This is a genomic window from Streptomyces sp. NPDC048436 (assembly GCF_043200355.1).
Classification (GTDB): domain Bacteria; phylum Actinomycetota; class Actinomycetes; order Streptomycetales; family Streptomycetaceae; genus Streptomyces.
In genome coordinates this window covers 90,742-108,820 of sequence record NZ_JBICXP010000006.1, presented here as the reverse complement: position 1 = coordinate 108,820, position 18,079 = coordinate 90,742, and the positions used below count along the sequence as shown (strand labels likewise).

Annotated in this window: 18 protein-coding genes and 1 pseudogene; 6 read left to right on the top strand and 13 right to left on the bottom strand. The window is 70.2% G+C overall.

The genetic code is table 11. The annotated features are described in order from the left end of the window. Nucleotides 1-2 precede the first annotated feature (2 nt). The 7 genes and pseudogenes from ACGFX9_RS21765 to ACGFX9_RS21735 form a co-directional block, all read right to left on the bottom strand. Entirely contained in the window at nucleotides 3-797 is a 795-nt protein-coding gene (locus tag ACGFX9_RS21765; protein WP_393474284.1) for an SDR family NAD(P)-dependent oxidoreductase, read from the bottom strand. 129 nt (nucleotides 798-926) lie between these two features. After that, complete coding sequence (locus ACGFX9_RS21760; RefSeq protein ID WP_393474282.1) at nucleotides 927-1,343, bottom strand: SRPBCC family protein; 417 nt, start codon at nucleotides 1,341-1,343, stop codon at nucleotides 927-929. Nucleotides 1,344-1,393: 50 nt separating this feature from the next. After that, nucleotides 1,394-1,603, bottom strand: a pseudogene (locus ACGFX9_RS21755) (aldo/keto reductase); the annotation flags it as partial. A 37-nt stretch (nucleotides 1,604-1,640) separates the two neighbouring features. Continuing rightward, nucleotides 1,641-3,152 carry an acyl-CoA synthetase gene (locus ACGFX9_RS21750; RefSeq protein WP_393474279.1) on the bottom strand — a complete coding sequence of 504 codons (1,512 nt, stop codon included), beginning with the start codon at nucleotides 3,150-3,152 and terminating at the stop codon, nucleotides 1,641-1,643. 88 nt (nucleotides 3,153-3,240) lie between these two features. Then, the gene (locus ACGFX9_RS21745; RefSeq protein WP_393474277.1) at nucleotides 3,241-3,987 is read right to left on the bottom strand and encodes a succinate dehydrogenase/fumarate reductase iron-sulfur subunit; all 747 of its coding nucleotides are present in this window, start codon (nucleotides 3,985-3,987) and stop codon (nucleotides 3,241-3,243) included. After that, nucleotides 3,984-5,987, bottom strand: coding sequence for a fumarate reductase/succinate dehydrogenase flavoprotein subunit (locus ACGFX9_RS21740; protein ID WP_393474274.1), 2,004 nt, complete (start codon nucleotides 5,985-5,987; stop codon nucleotides 3,984-3,986). Before ACGFX9_RS21740 ends, ACGFX9_RS21745 begins: the two co-directional genes overlap by 4 nt. Before the next feature lie 3 nt (nucleotides 5,988-5,990). Continuing rightward, nucleotides 5,991-6,662 (bottom strand): succinate dehydrogenase, encoded by a 672-nt coding sequence (locus ACGFX9_RS21735; RefSeq protein ID WP_393475371.1) that lies wholly within the window; start codon nucleotides 6,660-6,662, stop codon nucleotides 5,991-5,993. 132 nt (nucleotides 6,663-6,794) lie between these two features. Here ACGFX9_RS21735 and ACGFX9_RS21730 point away from each other — a divergent pair, with 132 nt between their 5' ends. Continuing rightward, nucleotides 6,795-7,673: a LysR family transcriptional regulator gene (locus ACGFX9_RS21730; protein ID WP_393474271.1), complete on the top strand. Its 879-nt coding sequence runs from the start codon at nucleotides 6,795-6,797 to the stop codon at nucleotides 7,671-7,673. 44 nt (nucleotides 7,674-7,717) lie between these two features. Here the strand turns inward: ACGFX9_RS21730 and ACGFX9_RS21725 are convergent, their stop codons facing one another. From ACGFX9_RS21725 to ACGFX9_RS21710, 4 genes are all read right to left on the bottom strand, one after another. Continuing rightward, nucleotides 7,718-8,476, bottom strand: coding sequence for a VOC family protein (locus ACGFX9_RS21725; RefSeq protein ID WP_393474269.1), 759 nt, complete (start codon nucleotides 8,474-8,476; stop codon nucleotides 7,718-7,720). Nucleotides 8,477-8,487: 11 nt separating this feature from the next. After that, complete coding sequence (locus ACGFX9_RS21720) at nucleotides 8,488-10,632, bottom strand: putative bifunctional diguanylate cyclase/phosphodiesterase (protein ID WP_393474266.1); 2,145 nt, start codon at nucleotides 10,630-10,632, stop codon at nucleotides 8,488-8,490. Further along, nucleotides 10,629-11,441 (bottom strand): SAM-dependent methyltransferase, encoded by an 813-nt coding sequence (locus ACGFX9_RS21715; RefSeq protein WP_393474263.1) that lies wholly within the window; start codon nucleotides 11,439-11,441, stop codon nucleotides 10,629-10,631. The genes ACGFX9_RS21720 and ACGFX9_RS21715 overlap by 4 nt, the downstream gene beginning before the upstream one ends. Before the next feature lie 269 nt (nucleotides 11,442-11,710). Next, entirely contained in the window at nucleotides 11,711-12,703 is a 993-nt protein-coding gene (locus tag ACGFX9_RS21710; protein ID WP_393474260.1) for an SCO0930 family lipoprotein, read from the bottom strand. 657 nt (nucleotides 12,704-13,360) lie between these two features. Between ACGFX9_RS21710 and ACGFX9_RS21705 the strand changes: the two genes are divergently transcribed. After that, nucleotides 13,361-13,489 carry a hypothetical protein gene (locus ACGFX9_RS21705; protein ID WP_393474258.1) on the top strand — a complete coding sequence of 43 codons (129 nt, stop codon included), beginning with the start codon at nucleotides 13,361-13,363 and terminating at the stop codon, nucleotides 13,487-13,489. Between the two features lie 16 nt (nucleotides 13,490-13,505). Next, entirely contained in the window at nucleotides 13,506-14,270 is a 765-nt protein-coding gene (locus ACGFX9_RS21700; RefSeq protein ID WP_393474255.1) for a hypothetical protein, read from the top strand. A 66-nt stretch (nucleotides 14,271-14,336) separates the two neighbouring features. Here the strand turns inward: ACGFX9_RS21700 and ACGFX9_RS21695 are convergent, their stop codons facing one another. Beyond that, entirely contained in the window at nucleotides 14,337-14,978 is a 642-nt protein-coding gene (locus ACGFX9_RS21695; RefSeq protein ID WP_393475368.1) for an HAD family hydrolase, read from the bottom strand. Nucleotides 14,979-15,073: 95 nt separating this feature from the next. On the opposite strand from ACGFX9_RS21695, the gene ACGFX9_RS21690 reads away from it, so the two are divergent. The 3 genes from ACGFX9_RS21690 (at nucleotide 15,074) to ACGFX9_RS21680 (ending at nucleotide 17,342) form a co-directional block, all read left to right on the top strand. Then, a complete protein-coding gene (locus tag ACGFX9_RS21690) occupies nucleotides 15,074-15,820 on the top strand; it encodes a nucleotidyltransferase domain-containing protein (RefSeq protein ID WP_393474252.1) in 747 nt (248 codons plus the stop codon). 41 nt (nucleotides 15,821-15,861) lie between these two features. Next, a complete protein-coding gene (locus ACGFX9_RS21685; RefSeq protein ID WP_393474249.1) occupies nucleotides 15,862-16,080 on the top strand; it encodes a hypothetical protein in 219 nt (72 codons plus the stop codon). Nucleotides 16,081-16,796: 716 nt separating this feature from the next. After that, entirely contained in the window at nucleotides 16,797-17,342 is a 546-nt protein-coding gene (locus ACGFX9_RS21680; protein WP_393474246.1) for a hypothetical protein, read from the top strand. 116 nt (nucleotides 17,343-17,458) lie between these two features. Here ACGFX9_RS21680 and ACGFX9_RS21675 read toward each other — a convergent pair whose 3' ends face one another. Further along, entirely contained in the window at nucleotides 17,459-17,962 is a 504-nt protein-coding gene (locus ACGFX9_RS21675) for a hypothetical protein (protein WP_393474243.1), read from the bottom strand. Nucleotides 17,963-18,079 lie beyond the last annotated feature (117 nt).

Below are 18,079 nucleotides of genomic sequence, written 5' to 3'. Positions count from 1 at the left end.
GGTTACGGGACGATCGAGTCCACGTAGCCGCCGTCGACCCGCACGGCGCCGCCCGTGGTGGCCGAGGCGAGCGGTGAGCTGAGATAGACCACCATGTTCGCGATCTCCTCCGGCTCGATGAGCCGCTGGATCAGGGACTGCGGGCGGTGCTTGGCCATGAATTCGCGCTGCGCCTCGTCCCAGGGCAGGGCGGAGTCGACCAGTTCGTACACGAAGTCCTCGACGCCGCCGGTGTGCGTGGGGCCCGCGATCACGGAGTTGACGGTCACGCCCGACCCGGCGGCCTCCTTCGCGAAGCCCCGGGAGACCGCGAGGAGCGCGGTCTTGGACATGCCGTAGTGGATCATCTCGGCGGGCGTGACGAGCGCCGAGTCGCTGGCGATGTTCTGGATCCGCCCCCAGGAGCGGTCCTTCATCCCGGGCAGGTAGTGCCGGATCATCCGGACGGCGGTCAGGACGTTGACCTCGAAGTAGCGTCGCCATTCGTCGTCGCTGATGCCGAGGGCGTCCTCGGCGCCGAAGATGCCGAGGTTGTTGACGAGGATGTCCGCGTGGGGCACGGCCGCGAAGACCTGCTCGGCGCCTTCGTCGGTGGAGATGTCGCCGGGCGCCGGGATGAACTCGGCGCCTCCGTGCTCCTCCTTCAGCCGTTCGACGGCCTTGTCGACGGAAGCGGCGGACCGTCCGTTGACCGCGACCCTGGCGCCCGACCTGGCGAGGCCGACCGCGATGGCCGCCCCGATGCCCTGGGTCGAGCCGGTGACGAGGGCGGTCTTGCCGGAGAGATCGACGAGCATGCTGCGTACCTCCTGCTGTGGTTCGACTGGGCGGGCGCTTGGGTGGCCCGCCGTGTCCCCCGGGCCCAGTAGATCATTCCGGCGGCCCGGGCGACGTGCGGAATACGGCGTCCGTTCAGGCGGCGAGGGTCAAGCGGCGAGAGTCTGCTTCAGGGCGGCGAGCCCGTCGCTGAAGATGCCGTGGAACAGGGTGACGACCTCGTCGTCGCCGACGCCCACCGGTGTGAAGACGCCGGACCACTCGACGCGGGAGGCGTCCTGGCCGGGGGCCTCGTGCACCGCGAGGGTGGCCACGTAGTCGGTGGCGGGGAAGGGTGCCTTGAGGATGGAGTAGCTGTAGGTGCGCGCCTTGTCGTCGAAGTGCAGGAGGCGCTCGACGATGACGCCGCCGTCCTCGCTCGTGAGGGTGCGTACGCGGCCGCCCTCGCTGGATTCACTGGCGGGGATGAACGGAAGCCAGTCGGGCAGCGAGTCGAAGCCGCCGATGAGCTGCCAGACACGGTCGGCGGGTACGGGGATCTCGATGGAGGCGCTGGTGGAGGCCACGGGATTCTCCTTGCGGGACGTAGGTGCTTACGGGCGGGGCCAGTTGAGGGTCAGGCGGTGGGCACGGTTACGTCAGCGGCGATCAGCTTCTGAGCGCGCAGGTCCGCCTGGAACGCCGCCGGGACGCTCTCGCCGAGCGCGGCGACGTCCTCGGCGATGCGGCTCGGCTTGCTGGCGCCGGGGATCGCCGCGGGCGCCTTCCGGAACTCGAAGTGCTGACCGCCCGCGAGGATGCCCGAGCTGCAGGGACCGCCCGCAAGGCCCTGGCGGTCCGCATCATCGGCTGACGCCACCCGCTCACTCCCCATACGACTTCCGCAGCGAGGACTTGGCCAGCTTCCCGGTAGGAGTACGAGGCAGTGTCTGCGCGAAGTCCACGGACCTCGGTGCCTTGTAGTGCGCGATCCGTCGCCGTACGAACTCGATCAGCTCCCGCTCCAGTTCGGGCCCGGCGGTCACTCCTTCGGCAGGCTGCACCACGGCCTTGACCGCCTCCCCCATCTCCGGGTCCGGGACCCCGATCACGGCCACGTCCGCCACCGCCGGATGCAGGACGAGGCAGTCCTCGGCCTCCTGCGGATAGACGTTCACACCACCCGAGATGATCATGAATGCCTTGCGGTCGGTGAGGAAGAGGTAACCGTCCTCGTCGACGTGACCGATGTCGCCCGTGGTGGTCCAGTTGGGGTGCTCGGGGTGCTGGGCCTCGCGGGTGCGGCCGTCGTCGTTGTGGTAGCGGAAGGGCTGTTCCTCGCGCTCGAAGTAGACGATGCCGGTCTCGCCGACCAGCAGCGGAACCCCCGCGTCGTCGCAGATCCGCAGGGTGCCGAGGAAGCCGTCCCGGCCCACCGAACCGGGCTTGCGCAGCCACTCCTCGGGCGAGATGAACGTGATGCCGTTGCCCTCCGTCGAGGAGTAGTACTCGTACAGAATCGGCCCCCACCACTCCAGCATCCGCTGCTTGACCTCGACGGCACAGGGCGCGGCGGCGTGGATGGCGACCTTCATCGAGGACAGGTCATGGCGTTCACGCACCTCGGCGGGCAGCTTCAGCATGCGGACGAACATGGTCGGCACCCACTGGCTGTGCGTGACCCGGTGCTTCTCGATCGCGGCGAGAGCACCCTCGGCCTGGAAGGAGTCCATCAGGACGACCGTGCCGCCGAGCGCCGTGACGACTCCGCAGAAGCGCAGAGGCGCCGCGTGGTAGATCGGCGCGGGCGAGAGATAGACGGTGTCCTCGCCGAAGCCGTACATGGCCTGGAAGATCAGCACATAAGTGCTGGGCTCCTCACGCACGTCCCCTTCGGGCAGTGCGGGCTCGATGCCCTTGGGGCGGCCGGTGGTCCCGGAAGAGTAGAGCATGTCGGTGCCGCGCGGCTGGTGCGCGGGCGGTTCGGCGGATGCGGACTCCAGCGCCTTCTCGTACGTCCCGTCGTCCAGGCCGAGCCGGATCGGCGGACCGCCCGCCAACTCCGTGACCGCCGCGCCCAGTTCGGCGAGCGACCCGGAGGTGATCAGCGCCTTCGCACCGCAGTCGCGGACGATGTAGGCGGCCTCGTCCGTCGAGAGGTGGTGGTTGACGGCGGTGAGATAGAGGCCCGAGCGCAGGGCCGCCCAGTAAACCTCGAGGGCGCGCGGGTCGTTGTCGCAGAGCAGGGCGAAGTGGTCGCCCCGGCGCAACCCCGCGGCCCGCAGATGATCCGCGAGCCGCAGGGAGCGTTCTTCGAGCTGCCCGTAGGTGAGGGTCCGTGTGCCGTCAGCGGTGACGACGGCCGTCCTGGCGGGGTCGTACGCTCCCGGATGCATGCGGGCGACGGTAGCGCCCTGAAGGGGCGCGGGGAACTGCGCGATCAGCCACAACCGACCCGCAGATCCTCAACTGCTCACGCCGTGCCTATCGACTGACCTTCCGAGTGGCCCGCAGCCACTCCTTGTTCATCGCGGAGATGGAAGGCAAGGGGATCCCCTTAGGACAGGCAGAGGCGCAGGCGCCAGTAAGCGTGCAACCACCGAAGCCCTCCTCGTCCATCTGCGCCACCATGTCGAGGACCCGCGTCTCCCGCTCGGGAGCGCCCTGCGGCAGGACATTGAGGTGGTTGACCTTGGCCGAAGTAAACAGCATCGCCGAGCCGTTGGGGCAGGCGGCGACGCACGCCCCGCAGCCGATGCACTCCGCGTGCTCGAACGCGAAGTCCGCGTCCGGCTTCGGCACGGGCGCCGCGTGCGCCTCGGGTGCGGCGCCGGTCGGGGCGCTGATGTAGCCGCCGGACTGGATGATCCGGTCGAAGGACGAGCGGTCCACCACCAGGTCCTTGACGACCGGGAAGGCGGCGGCGCGCCACGGCTCGACGTCGATCGTGTCGCCGTCCTTGAAGGACCGCATGTGCAGCTGGCAGGTAGTGGTGCGCTCGGGGCCGTGCGCGTCGCCGTTGATGACGAGCGAGCACGCGCCGCAGATGCCCTCGCGGCAGTCGTGGTCGAAGGCGACGGGGTCGTCGCCCTTGACGATGAGCTCTTCGTTGAGGGTGTCCAGCATCTCCAGGAAGGACATGTCGGACGAGATGCCGTCCACTTCGTACGTGGACATGGCGCCGTCGGCGTCGGCGTTCTGCTGGCGCCAGACGCGCAGGGTGAGCTTCATGCGTAGCTCCGCTGAGTGGGGTGGACGTACTCGAAGACGAGGTCTTCTTTATGAAGGACGGGGGCATCACCGGTGGCGGTGAACTCCCAGGCGGCGGCGTACGAGAACTCCTCGTCCACACGCGCCGCCTCGCCGTCCGGAGTCTGCGACTCCTCGCGGAAGTGACCGCCGCAGGACTCGGCGCGATGCAGGGCGTCAAGGCACATCAGCTCGGCCAGCTCCAGATAGTCGACGATGCGGTTCGCCTTCTCCAGGGACTGGTTGAACTCCTCGCCGGTGCCCGGCACCTTTATCCGGCGCCAGAACTCCTCGCGGATCTGCGGAATGCGCTCCAGGGCCTTGCGCAGCCCCGTCTCCGTACGGGCCATGCCGCAGAACTCCCACATCAGTTCGCCGAGTTCACGGTGGAAGGAGTCGGGGGTGCGGTCGCCGTCGACGGCGAGGAGCTTCGCCAGCCGCTGCGAGGTCTCGTCGAGGACGTCCCGTACGACGGGGTGTTCGTCGGAGATCTCGTCGTGGTGCGGATGGCGCGCGAGGTAGTCGTTGATCGTGGACGGCAGCACGAAGTAGCCGTCGGCGAGTCCCTGCATCAGGGCCGACGCGCCGAGCCGGTTCGCGCCGTGGTCGGAGAAGTTGGCCTCGCCGACCGCGAAGAGGCCGGGGACGGTGGTCTGCAGGTCGTAGTCGACCCAGAGTCCGCCCATCGTGTAGTGCACTGCGGGGTAGATCCGCATCGGCGTCTCATACGGGTTCTCCGCGGTGATCCGCGCGTACATGTCGAAGAGGTTGCCGTACTTCTCCTCGACCTTCTTCTTGCCCATGCGCGAGATGGCGTCGGCGAAGTCGAGGTAGACGCCCTGCCCGCCGGGGCCCACGCCACGGCCTTCGTCGCATACGTTCTTGGCCGCGCGGGACGCGATGTCGCGGGGCACGAGGTTGCCGAAGGCGGGGTAGATGCGCTCCAGGTAGTAGTCGCGCTCGTCCTCCGGGATCTCGTTGGCCGGGCGGTCGTCGCCCTGGGCCTTGGGGACCCAGATCCGGCCGTCGTTGCGCAGCGACTCACTCATCAGCGTCAGCTTCGACTGGTGGTCGCCGGTGCGCGGAATGCACGTCGGGTGGATCTGCGTGAAACAGGGGTTGGCGAAGTAGGCACCGCGCCGGTGGGCCCGCCAGACGGCCGTGGCGTTGGAGTTCATGGCGTTCGTCGACAGGTAGAAGACGTTGCCGTAGCCGCCGGAGGCCAGGACCACCGCGTCGGCGAAGTACGTCTCGATCTTGCCGGTGATCAGGTCGCGGGCGACGATGCCGCGGGCGCGCCCGTCCACCACGATGACGTCCAGCATCTCCGTGCGCGGGTGCATCTCGACGTTGCCGGCCGCGATCTGCCTCGAGAGTGCCTGGTAGGCGCCGAGGAGCAGCTGCTGTCCCGTCTGGCCTCGCGCGTAGAACGTACGCGAGACCTGTACGCCGCCGAAGGAGCGCGTGTCGAGGAGGCCGCCGTACTCGCGGGCGAACGGCACGCCCTGCGCGACGCACTGGTCGATGATCTCCACCGAGATCTGCGCGAGGCGGTGGACGTTGGACTCGCGGGCGCGGAAGTCGCCGCCCTTGACGGTGTCGTAGAAGAGGCGGTGGACGGAGTCGCCGTCGTTGCGGTAGTTCTTCGCGGCGTTGATGCCGCCCTGCGCGGCGATCGAGTGGGCGCGGCGCGGCGAGTCCTGGTAGCAGAACTGCACGACGTGGTAGCCCTGTTCGGCCAGCGTGGCGCCCGCGGAGCCGCCCGCGAGGCCGGTGCCGACGACGATCACGGTGTGCTTGCGGCGGTTGGCGGGGTTGACCAGCTTGGCCTCGAAGCGGCGGGTGTCCCAGCGTTCGGCGACGGGACCGGCAGGGGCCTTGGTGTCGACGACCGGCTCCCCGGTCGCGTAGTCGGCGTACTCACGAGAGGAGTACTCATGGGAGGAGTACTCATGGGAGGCGTGATCACGGGAGGAATTCATCTGCTAGCTCACCACTCCGGTCATGACGGCCACGGGGACGACGACGAAGCCCGCCGTCAGGAACAGCGCGAGGCCATTGGCGATGATCTTGAGGGCGCGGTCACGGGTCGCCTTGCCCGCGCCGAGGGTCTGCGCGGCGCTCCAGAGTCCGTGGCGGACGTGGAAGCCGAGGGCGATGACGGCGACGATGTAGATGACGTTGCCGTACCACGTGGAGAACGTGTCGATGACGTTCTGGTACGGGTGCAGGTGTTCGTAGCCGCCCGGGTGCACGGTGCCGGTCGTCAGGTCCAGGATGTGCCAGACGATGAACAGGCCGAGGATGATCCCGCCCCAGCGCATCGTGCGCGTCGCGAAGGTCGCGCCCGCCTTCTTGTGGGCGTACTTGGTGGGGCGTGCCTTGATGTCGCGGCGGCTCAACTGGTAGGCGGAGGTGGCGTGCGCGACCACGGCGGCGACGAGGACGACGCGGATCAGCCAGAGCGTCCACTCGTAGTGCATGAAGGGCTCGCCGACCGTGCGCAGCCAGTGGGCGTAGTGGTTGATCTCCTGTGGCCCGAAGAAGATCTTCAGGTTCGCGATCATGTGGGCGATCAGATAGAGCAGCATGATCAGGCCGCTCACTGCCATCACTGTCTTCTTGCCGACGGACGAGTCCCAGATCGTGCGCGTCATCGACGGCCGTCGGTCCGTCCGCGTTGCCAGAGCCATGTCACTGACGTTAGGGGCGAAGGTCCCGATCGGTCCAAGAGATGGATCACCTCATCTCGATAGCGAACGCCTATCATCGCCCGTATCCTGCCGTGTATGCAGTTCCAGCAGCTCCTCTACTTCGTCGCGGTGGCCGAGACCAGGCACTTCACCCGGGCCGCGGAGCAGGTACACGTCTCCCAGCCCTCCCTCTCCCAGCAGGTCCGCGCCCTGGAGAAGGAACTGGGCGCCGAGCTGTTCAGCCGGGCCCGGGGCAACATCGCGCTGACCGACGCGGGCGAGGCGCTGCTTCCGCTGGCCCGCCGGATCCTCGCGGACGCCGACACCGCGCGCATCGAGGTCCAGGAGCTGGCCCAGCTGCGCCGCGGCCGGATCCGCCTGGGGGCCACGCCCAGCGTCTGCACCGGTCTGCTGCCCGAGGTGCTTCGCGCCTTCCACGACCGGCATCCGGGCATCCAGCTGCTCCTTGAGGAAGGCGGCTCCCACGACCTCGTACGGGAACTGGCGCGCGGCGCCCTGGACCTGGCCGTGGTCGTGCTTCCGCTGCCGAGCCCCTCTCCCGCCCTGACGACCGTGGAGCTGCTGCGCGAGGACCTGGTCGTGGTGTCGTCGCCGGACGCGCGGGGGTTCGGCGGCGGGACGGTGCGGGTGGCCTATCTGGAGCGGGAGCGCCTCGTGATGTTCCGGCACGGCTACGACCTGCGAGAGCTCACCGTCGCCGCCTGCCGCGCCGAGGGCTTCGAGCCCGAATTCGCGGTGGAGGGCGGCGAGATGGACGCGGTCCTCGGCTTCGTGCAGGCGGGCCTGGGGGTCGCCGTCGTGCCGCGCATGGTGGCCGAGCGCGCTGGGCGCGGGCTGCGGATGACACCGCTGGCCCGGCCGACGCTGCACCGGACGATCGCACTCGCGCACCGCAGCGATGTGGCACCGCCGCGGGCTGCGCGGGAGCTGCAGAAGATGCTCCTCGCGCGGTGACTACGGAACGGGTGACTACGGAACGGGTGACTTCGGAACGGTGCCTACGGAACGGTGGGCAGACTGCCGGTCCTGGGATTCCGGATCGTCAGGCAGTACGTGCCGCCCGCCGGGTCCCGCATCACGATCCAGTGCGGTCCGCGCCACACGGTCTCGGCACCGCGCTCCTCGTGCCGGGCACGGGCGGCGTCGAGGTCCGAGCAGGAGAAGTCCAGGTGCGCCCCGGCAGGCCCGTCCGCGTCGAGGCGCTGGAGCAGGATCCGGACCGGCAGCCGCGGGGACGGCTCGACGAGGTGGAACTCAGGACGCGAACCCGGGCGCGCGGACCATCGCGTGAAGGCGGGCCAGAACTCCTTCTCCGCCTCGAAAGCCGCCGGCGGCACGTCGAGGCACACCTGGTCGAGGCGGCTCGTGGTCCCGTCCGCCGCGACGAGCGGCTCGGGGCGGGCCCGCTCGCCGTCCCACTTGACCACGCAGAACAGCTGACCGCCGGGAGAGCGCAGGACCTCAAGGCCCTCCTCCGCGAAGACCGGGGTGGCTCCGAGCGCACGGGCCGCGCGTGCGGTGGCGACGACGTCCGCCACGCAGAAGTCGAGATGCGCGCCGCCGGGTCCTTCGACGGCCTGTGCCTTCAGGAAGGCGTCGGCGCCGTCCGGCAGCAGCGTCACGAACTGCTCTTCCTCGCCCCGGAACGCGGAGAGCCGCGTCCCGGTGACCTCCGCCCAGAAGGCGTGGGCCTGCGCGAACCTGTCCTTGGGCCGGTCCACAAAGGCGTACACCCACTGGATCACTTCGGAAGGCACGCTCGTACTCCTCAGCTCGTCGCGTCCGCGAGCGCCAGCTCGTGCAGTTGGTCCGGCGGGCCGGGCCGTGCGTAGTACCAGCCCTGTGCCGTGTCGCAGCCCAACTCTCGCAGCTGATCCGCCTGCGCGCCCGTCTCGACGCCCTCGACCGTGACCGCGAGGTCCAGGCTGTGGGCGAGCGAGACGATTCCCTCGACGATCTTCAAGTCCACGGGGTCGGCGGGGAAGTGCTGCATGCCCTGCGTGAAGGAGCGGTCGAGCTTGAGGATGCTCACCGGCAGACGGCGCAGATTGGCGAGGTTGGAGTAGCCCGTGCCGAAGTCGTCGAGCGCGATGTCCACGCCCATCTCGGCGAGCCGCCGCAGCGGCTTGAGCAGATCGTCGTCGGCGCCGATCAGCGCGGACTCGGTCACTTCCAGGCACAGGGCGCCCGGTTCGAGCCCCAGACGCTCAAGGATCTCCACCGTGTCCGAGACCAGGCCGGGGTGGGTCAGCTGCATGGGCGAGAGGTTCACGTTCACACGCAGCGGCCCGGCGGCCGCCCCCTCCGCGGTTCGCGCCTTCCAGGTGCGGGCCTGGCGCACGGACTCCTCAAGGACCCAGCGCCCGAGCGGCACGATCAGACCGGTGTGCTCGGCGAGCGGGATGAAACGGTCCGGGCCGATGATCCCGTGCTGGGGATGCAGCCAGCGCACCAGCGCCTCCGCGCCGCGCACACTGCCGTCCCCGAGGTGCACGAGCGGCTGGTACTCGATGAAGAACTCGCCCCGCTCCAGGGCGGCGGGCAGCGCGGTGGTCAGGCCGTGCCGGGTGATCGCGCGGGCGTCGGCCTCGGGGTCGGCGAGCTCGAAGCGGTTGCCGCCCGCGGACTTCGCGCGGTACATCGTGATGTCCGCGCTGCGCAGCACCTCCGCCGCGCCGCGCTCCCCCGCCGGGCCCTCGACGATGCCGATGCTGCCGCGCACGGTCAGTTCGCGGCCCTCGACACGGATCGGCGTGGAGAGGGCGTGCATGATGCGCCCGGCGAGCTCGTCCACCTCGACCTCGCTCTCGCGGCCCGTGGTCAGCGCCACGAACTCGTCGCCACCGAGCCGGGCGACCATCTCGCCCGACGCGGTGGCGCACGACTGGAGCCGGTCGGCGACCTCGACGAGGAGCCGGTCGCCCGCCGCGTGCCCGAGGCTGTCGTTGACGGTCTTGAAGCCGTCGAGGTCGAGATAGCAGAGCCCGAACCGCGCGCCGTCACCCGCGGCGAGGGCCTTCTCCAGGCGCTCGAAGAACAGCGTCCGGTTCGGCAGGCCGGTGAGCGCGTCATGCGTGGCTTCGTAGCGGAGGCGCAGATTCAGCAGCCTGCGCTCGGTGGTGTCCTCCATCAGCGCCAGTTGGTACTGCGGCACTCCGTCGGCGTCACGCAGCAGCGAGACCGTCAGGTTGGTCCACAGGACGGTGCCGTCGGGCCGGTAGAACGCCTTCTCCACGCGGTAGTGCTCGCGCTCCCCGCGCACCAGCTCTTCGTAGAGCTTCCATACGTGGGGCGAGTCGTCCGGGTGCGTCCACTCCTGGGCGTTGCGAGCGCGCAGGTGGCTCTCCAGGCCGCCGAACATGCTGATCAGCGCGTCGTTCACCTCCAGGACCGTGCCCGAGAGGTCGGCGATGCCGATGCCGATCGCGGCTCCGTGGAAGACGGCGCGGAAGCGCGCCTCGCTGGCGTGCAGTGCTTCGGCGACGGCACTGCGCGCGCTCAGCGCTGCCTGGGATATCGCCTCCTGCTCGGCGAGGGTGCGCTCCCGCAGGGCGGCGGCGAAACCCGCGGCCACGGCGTGCTGCAGGCGCGCGGACCGGGCCCGCAACTCCTCCTGGGGGCCGTCGTCACCGCAGTAGAGGACGAGGTAGGCGTCCACGCAGTCGAGGGTGCGGCTCAGCGCCTCCGGGTCGGTGCAGTGCGTGCCGACGAGGGCCGCGCCGATCGCCTGCGCCTCGGTGGCGTCGAAGATCCGCTCGTGCAGCGCGGCACGCAACCGCCGCGCCAGGGGCACCAGTTGCTGCTCGAACTCGGGGCGGGTCATCGAGGTCGCCGTCACCGGGAAGATGGCGCGGCTCCAGATGGTCGCGAACCTGCGCACTCTGTCCTCGGGTCCGTCCGGTTCCCCGCTCATGCCGTGCGCCCCACGCCGGCGAACCCGGAGAAGGTGTACGGATCCTCCTCCTCGGGCGTGGTGTCGGGCCGCCAGTGCGGCATCGGCACGAGGCCGGGTTCCACCATGTCGTATCCCTCGAAGAACCGCGCGATCTCTTCGCGCGAGCGCATGATCAGTGGATTGCGGATGTCCTTGTAGACGCCGACGGCCTGACCGGCCTGCTCGGCGGGGATCGGCATCCCTTCGTACGAGGCGTGAGTGAGGGCGATCACGCTGCCGGGCGCGCTTGCGTCCCGCAGTTCGGCGACCGCTGTGTAGGGATCGTACGCGTCCTCCACGAAATGCAGGACGGCCACGAGGAGAACGGCCACCGGGCGGTCGAGGTCCAGGAGTCCCTTGACCTCCGGACTGCCCAGAATGTCCTGCGGTGTACGCAGATCCGCGGTGACGACCGTCGCTTTCTCGTTGTCGCCGAGCACGGCCCGGCTGTGCGCGACGGCCACCGGGTCGTGGTCGACGTACACCACGCGGGCGTCGGGGCTCGCCTGTTGCGCGACTTCGTGGACATTGCCGAAGGTGGGAATGCCCGAACCGATGTCGAGGAACTGCGTGATGCCCTCACTCACACAGAAGCGCACGGCCCGGCGCATGAAGGCACGATTCGCCTGCATGATCTTGGGCAGCCCCGGCATGAACTCCATGGCCCGGCGGGCTGCCTCCCGGTCGACCTCGAAGTTGTGCGAACCGCCCAGGTAGTAGTCGTAGATGCGGGACACACTGGGCATCGTGATGTCGATGCCCTGCGGGGCCCAGGCGGGACGCTCCATCAAGACTCCAAGGCGTAGGCGAGGCGAGCCGGTGTTCGAAGTGAGGCTACTGATCGTCCGCCAACGGAGCGAGTCAAAACGGAAATTGGCCGTCCGTTCTCGGTCACTGCCTGTGGCAAGTGCCGAATATCAACCCAAAGAACCGGTCCGTTCCCTCCCCCGGAGGGGAATGGAACGGACCGGCCGGACCGAACGCGAGGTACTTCCGACGAACCTCCTTATCGGCTGGACTTCTCCTTCGGCTCTTCTTCGGTGCTGCTTCCTCGGTGCTACTTCTTCGGGGCGCCGACAGGTTTTCCGTTGGCCCCGGCGGCGTACCAAGTGCCGCCGACGCCCTGTCCGTTGGTGTCGCCGGGCTTCTTGTCACCGGAGAAGGTGTAGAGCGGCCAGCAGTCGATCGTCTGCTGCTTCTGCCCGTCGGGGCGGTTGAAGACGACGAAGCCCTTCTTGAGGATTCCCTTGGTGTCGTTCTTGTCGACGGGCTGAACGGCCGGCCACTTCTGGAGGCAGGCTCCCGTGCACGCCGACTTCATGGGCCAGGCGGAGTCCTTCGTGAAGCGGTAGACGGTCATGCCGTTCTTGTCGACGACGACCTCTCCGAGCTTGGGGTCCTTGCGGGTGGAGAGGCCGGCCGGGTCGACGGGGGCGGTCTCCGCGGGGGGTTCGGTCTCGGCCGGGGGCTCGGCCTCGGCGGCGGGCGAGGCCTTCTTGCCGTCGGGGGCCGCCGCGTACCAAGTGCCGCCCACGCCCTGCCCCTTGGCGTCACCGGCCTTGGCGTCCTTGGCGTACCGGTACATCGGCCAGCCGTCGATGGTCAGCTGCTTGCTGCCGTCGGTCCGGGTGACCTCGCCGAGCAGGGACTTGTCCACGCCGGGCGCGGCGACCGCGCCGTCGGCGGCCACAGCGGGCCAGGTCGTGGCGCAGGCGCCGTCACAGTTCGATTTGGGCGGCTGGGCGGTGTCCTTGTCGAAGCGGTAGAGCGTGAAGCCCTCGCTGTCGGTGACGACCTCGCCGAGCTTCTTGCTGTCCCAGACGGCGAGCTGACCCGCGGCCTTCGTCTTCGCCGCGCCCTCCTTCGCGTCGCCCGCGCCTGCCCCGTATCCGTCGTCACCCGCCCCGTACCCGTCCGCCTTGGCAGGGGCCTGGTTGCCGACGTTCTGTCCGTTCGGCGACTGGTCCCCCTTCTCCTGACCGCACGCCGTCGTCAGCGCCAGCATGGCCGCAGCTGTCGCTACGAGTGAGGCGCTCCGCCAGGTCTTCATTGCTAGCTCCCGCTGTTCGCTTGGGTGTCGCGCCGCTGAGTGCGTCACGCATGGCCCTAGGTACGGGTGGGAACAGCTGGTGCGTTCAACCGGCGTTCAAGATTCTTTGTCCGTCAAGCTCGCGCCCGGCGTCTTCTCCGTTCGGGTCATAGGTGCGCCTCGGCGGCGTGGCAGGGCGACATGCTGCCCATGATCTCTGTCGTGCATGGATCAACGCGGGCCCCATGCGGCCTGGTCACACGCTTACTGGCGCTTGTGGTGCTGGCGTGGTTGCTCGGTACGCCGATGGCTGCCGCGGCGGCCGTCGCGGCGCCCGCCATCGCGCGCGCCGACAACTGCGCCGTCGCCTCGATCGGTGACGCTCCCGGCGGTGGCGCGGTGGCTGTCGCGGGCGATGGGGCGGTCTGCACGACGGGCCCCACTCACCGCCCCAAGCCGCCACCACCGCCTCCGCCCCCTCCTCCGCCACCGCCACCGCCACCGCCCGCTCCGGCTCCCCCGCCGCCGCCCGAGCCCCCAGCACCGGAACCCCCTCCGCCGCCACCGCCGCCGCCCGCACGCCCGGCCCCCGCCGAGCCCGCGCCGCCGCCACCCCCGAAGCCGGCCCCGACCCCGAAGCCGACCCCGTCCGCTCACCCCAAGCCCACGCCGACCCCGGTGAGTTACCCCTCGTACCGCATCACCCCGCGCAAATCGCCGCCCCGCGGTGGCCCGTCCCTGGTCTCACTCACCCTGCTCGTCACCGCGCCCGCGGTGCTCGCCGTAGCCGCGCTGCGTCCGCGCTGACCGTCGGAGGTCCCCCATGTCGGAATGGCTTGTTCTCACCCTCGCGATGGCGGCCGCGTGCGGCGTCGTCCTTGTCGTCACCTTCCTGCGGCACCGCAGGACGAGTCCGGATTATGACGCTTCGGAGACCCCGGACGTCATCGAGTACATGACGATGATGATCGGCGTGGTGTACGCCATCGTCCTCGGCCTGGCCATCGCCGGGGTCTGGGAGGCGCGCAGTGTCGCCCAGGACCATGTCCACGCCGAGGCGCAGGCGTTGCACGAGGTGTCCGAGCGGGCGCGGGTCTACCCGGCCGACGTCCGCGAGCGCATCCGCGCGGACGTGCACACCTATGTCAGCCATGTCGTCACCACCGAGTGGGACTCCATGTCCGACCACGGCGAACTCACCGACCGCGGCGCCAAACTCCTGGACCGCGTACGCCATGACGTCACCGACTACCAGCCCAAGTCGGACTTCGAGGCGCAGGCCTATCAGCCGCTCGTCGATGCGGTGGCCGCCGCCGCCGACGCGCGCAGCTCCCGGGGCGACAGTGCCGGGGCGACCATGCCCGGGGTCGTCTGGTTCGGGCTGATCACGGGCGGCCTCGTCACCGTCGGCATGATCTTCGCCCTGCAGATCCGCAGGACCCCGCGCGAACTCATCCTCGCGGGGCTGTTCTCGGCCTTGATCGCCTTCCTGCTCTTCCTCATCTGGGACTTCGACGCGCCGTACAGCCGCGGTGTCGCGGCGACCCCGGAACCGTTCCGGGCGCTCTTCGACCACCTCGGGAAGTGAGGGAGGCAGGCCCCAGGCGGTTTTGCTCCCGCCAACCGGCAGACGGGGACCGCCTGGGGCCTGCGCTCACTCGGCGATGACGGACGCGACCTGGGTGAGGGAGTCGATCCGCCAGTCCGCGGCCTCGACCACGGCCGGGTCGTCGGCCCACCAGTACCCCCAGGGCCCGCGCCGGATGTGCGCCGCCCGCAGTCCGGCCGCCTTCGCCGGGTAGATGTCGTTCGCGGGGTGGTCACCGACGTACAGCGTCCGCTCCGGCGGAGCCTGCGCCACCTCGGTCACCCGGGCGAAGAACGACGGATCCGGCTTGGCCACGCCCCACTCCCCCGACGTGACGACGAGGTCGGCGGGCAGATCCAGGTCACGCAGCAGCTCGCCCACGCGAGCGGTCTGGTTCCCGGCGATGACCACGCGCACTCCCAGCTTGCGCAGACCGCCGAGGGCGGGGCGCACATCGGGGTAGAGGTCGGTCTCGGCCAGGTGCTCGCCGCGCCCCGCGACTTCGCGGGCGTGGTAGGCGGCGGAGACGTCCATGTCCGGGTTCAGCAGCCTGAGCGCCTCGGTGTTGTCGCGGCCCCGCGTGACGACACCCCCCACGAGCGCGGAGACGGTGTGGCGGGGCACGCCGAGCCAATCGGCCCAGGATGCCCAGTAGCGGTCATCTTTGGTGAGGGTCTCCCCCACGTCGAACACGACGGTCTCGATCATCATCGTCCGTAGCCTAAGGCGCCGTTGCGGGGCGGTGGCCGTGCGCCGCGCAGTGGTCGGGGCTTGTTCGAGGGAGTGTGCGGGAGAGTGGGCGCATGGAGATGAGGGAACCCGCGGAGGTCGCGGAGGAGTTGGTCGCGGCGCGGCACCCGGAGGCGGTGGCGGCGTTCCTCGGCGGAAGCGCGACGACTTCGCGTCGTACGCCGTATTCGGATCTGGACGTCGTGGTGCTCCTCGCCGGTGAGCGGGACCCGTCGCGGGACAATCTGCGGTGCGGTCCATGGCCCGTGGAGATGTTCGTGCACACCGAGGTCAGTTGGCGGTGGTTCGTCGAGAAGGAGATCGCACGGCGGCAGTCGCCGTTGCTGTCGATGTGCGCAGAGGGTGTCGTGCTCGTGAACCGGGACGGCACCGGCGCCCGACTGCGCGACGAGGCGCTGCAGTTGCTGTCGGCCGGCCCGCCGAGGGCGACTCGGGGCGAGCTGGAGGACCGCCGGTACGCGCTGACTGACCTCCTGGACGACCTGGCCGGATGCGCGACGGCCGGCGAGCGGCTGTTCATCGTCACCGAGATCGCCCGGCGGCTCGGCGAGTTCGTCCTCTTGCGTACGGGGGCGTGGCTGGGCGGCGGGAAGTGGCTGGCGCGGCGGGCGGACGAGGTGTGGCCGGGCTTTTCCGCGCGCCTTGAGGGCGAGGTGCGAGCCGCCTTGGCGGACCGGGACTCGGGCCTCGTGGCGCTGGCGGACGAGGTGCTCGCGCCGTCCGGCGGGCGTCTTTGGGAGGGCTATCGGCGCAGCGGTTATCCCGGCCCCGTCGGACCGGCTTCGCACACGGGTCCGTAAACCGGGCTGCGCGGCGGCTTCCCGCGGCGCACTCTGGTGGCATGGCCTGGCAGACACCCATCATCGTCCACCCGCCCACTCCCGACGGCGGCCGTCGGATCACCGTGCGCGGAGAGGCCGTAGGCATCGCGCGCGGCGACCGCGATCTCATGGAGTTCCTGCGCCGCGCGGGGCTCGGAGACGCCGACATGGCCCTCGACGACCCGAACCTCGTGGAGTGGCGGGGCGGCGGGGCACATGTGTGGGAGGCGGGTGGCTGAGCCTTCCGGGGGCGGATGTTGCCGGGCGTCCGTGGCGTACCGGTGGGCTGCCCGGGGCTCTTCTCCCTGGGAAGGGCCCCCGCCGGGAGGCCGAACCGGCAACCGCCCGGCGTCCCAGCCCTCCGGACCGAGCGCGCGGCCCGCACTACCTGGTCGCGACGCCCGGCCGAAAGCGAAAGCCCCCGAGGGAGCCACAAGGACCGGGCACCCGCGGCCTCCACCGGGGAGGCCGAACCGGCAACCGCCCGGCGTCCCAGCCCTCCAGACCGAGCGCGCGGCCCGCACCACCTGGTCGCGACGCCCGGCCGAAAGCGAAAGCCCCCGAGGGAGCCACAAGGACCGGGCACCCGCGGCCTCCACCGGGGAGGCCGAACCAGCCACCGTCCGGCGTCCCGGCCCTCTGCCGAGCGCGCGGCCCGCACCACCTGGGTGCGATGCCCGGCCGACGGCCAAATCCCCCGAGGGAGCCGCAAAGGCCGGGTATCCGCGGCCCCCACGGCTGGCCCCGCCCCAATACACGCACCACCCCCCAAACCCCCTCGCCCACCCCGCGACACCCCGCCCCGTTCCCCCGGCCGGCGCACACCATTGCCCCGTTCGCGCGACTGCGATCGCGGCCGGGCGGGTCCCTGCCTAGCGTTTCCGGCATCGAGGTGCATTTCAGGTGTAAGCGGAACAAGGTCCGCGGCTGCTCCTCGGGACCCGGAGGAATCATCATGCGCGCGATACGCGTCGCCTCGGCCGTTCTGCTCGCCGCCACTGCCCTGACCCTCACCGCCCCGACCGCCACCGCGGCCGTCGCGGACGAGTCCGACACGGGCAACAACATCACCTCGTTCGGCTTCCGCGTGACCCCGTCCACGATCGCCGCCGGAGGCCAGGTCTCGCTCAGCGTCGATGGCTGCGAAGGCGACACGAAGGTCACCTCCGGCGTCTTCGACGACGCCCATATCCCCAAGGGACAGCAGTCGGTCACCGCGATGGTCTTCCCTGACGCGAAGCCCGGCGCGATGTACGAGGTGACCTTCGACTGCAAGGGCGAGACCGGCACCACGGACCTCACCATCGCCACGGGCCGCCCCACCCATCACCCCACCTCGCACCCCACCGCCCCGGTCCACCACGGAGTGCGGGCCGGCGTCGGCGGCAGTTTCGGCGGGCTCGACCTGCACGAGATCGCCCTCGGCGGAGCCCTGATCGTGGGCACCCTCGGCACCGCGTACTACCGGACGCGCCGCCGCACCGGTGGCGACAACTCCTGAACCGCCCGACCGGCGCGGAAGGGGGGACGCGCCGGTCGAGCGAAGCGGAACCGCTCACACCGGACGTGCGAGTGACCGGTGTTCGCGTACAGCACCTGCGAGAGACAGAGCCGTCCTCAGAGGCCTCGCCCGGCGTTCTCCGAGCGGCGCCGCATCCAGAACACCCCGCCACCGATCACCGCGGCGGCCACCAGCCCCCCGCCGATCGCCATGTCGGTACTGGTCGCCCCGGAGCTGGTGCTGCCGCCGAGACCACCGCGTACGCCACCGTGGATGACGGTGAACGCGGAGGGCTTGGTGAGGGTCTTGCCACCACAGTGGACCGTGATGTCGTGCGCCCCGGGCCTGGCGTGATGGTTGACGACCGGGTTCGCGCTGGCCGAGCTGCCGCCCGGCATGGGGCTCAGGGTGGTGTCGGGGAAGGCGTTCGAGGTGACCTTGCTGCCGGACGCCTGGCAGGCGCTGCCGTCGACCGTGACGGTCAGGTGACCGCCTCGTGGGATCACGCTCGGCATGGCCACGATGTTCGTCGGGTCGGCCCAGGCCGATGCCGTCGGGGCGGCGAGCCCTACGACGGCACCCGCGGTGACGGCGACCGCGAGGGCACGAGTGGTGCGCATACGAGAAGTACGCATGTGAATCCTCCGCGGAAGACGCCCCGGGGTAACCGTCCCCGGTCGATCGGCGAGAGCGCCTCCCAGTCAGACCCTCAGATGCCCTGCACAGGGCCGCATTTC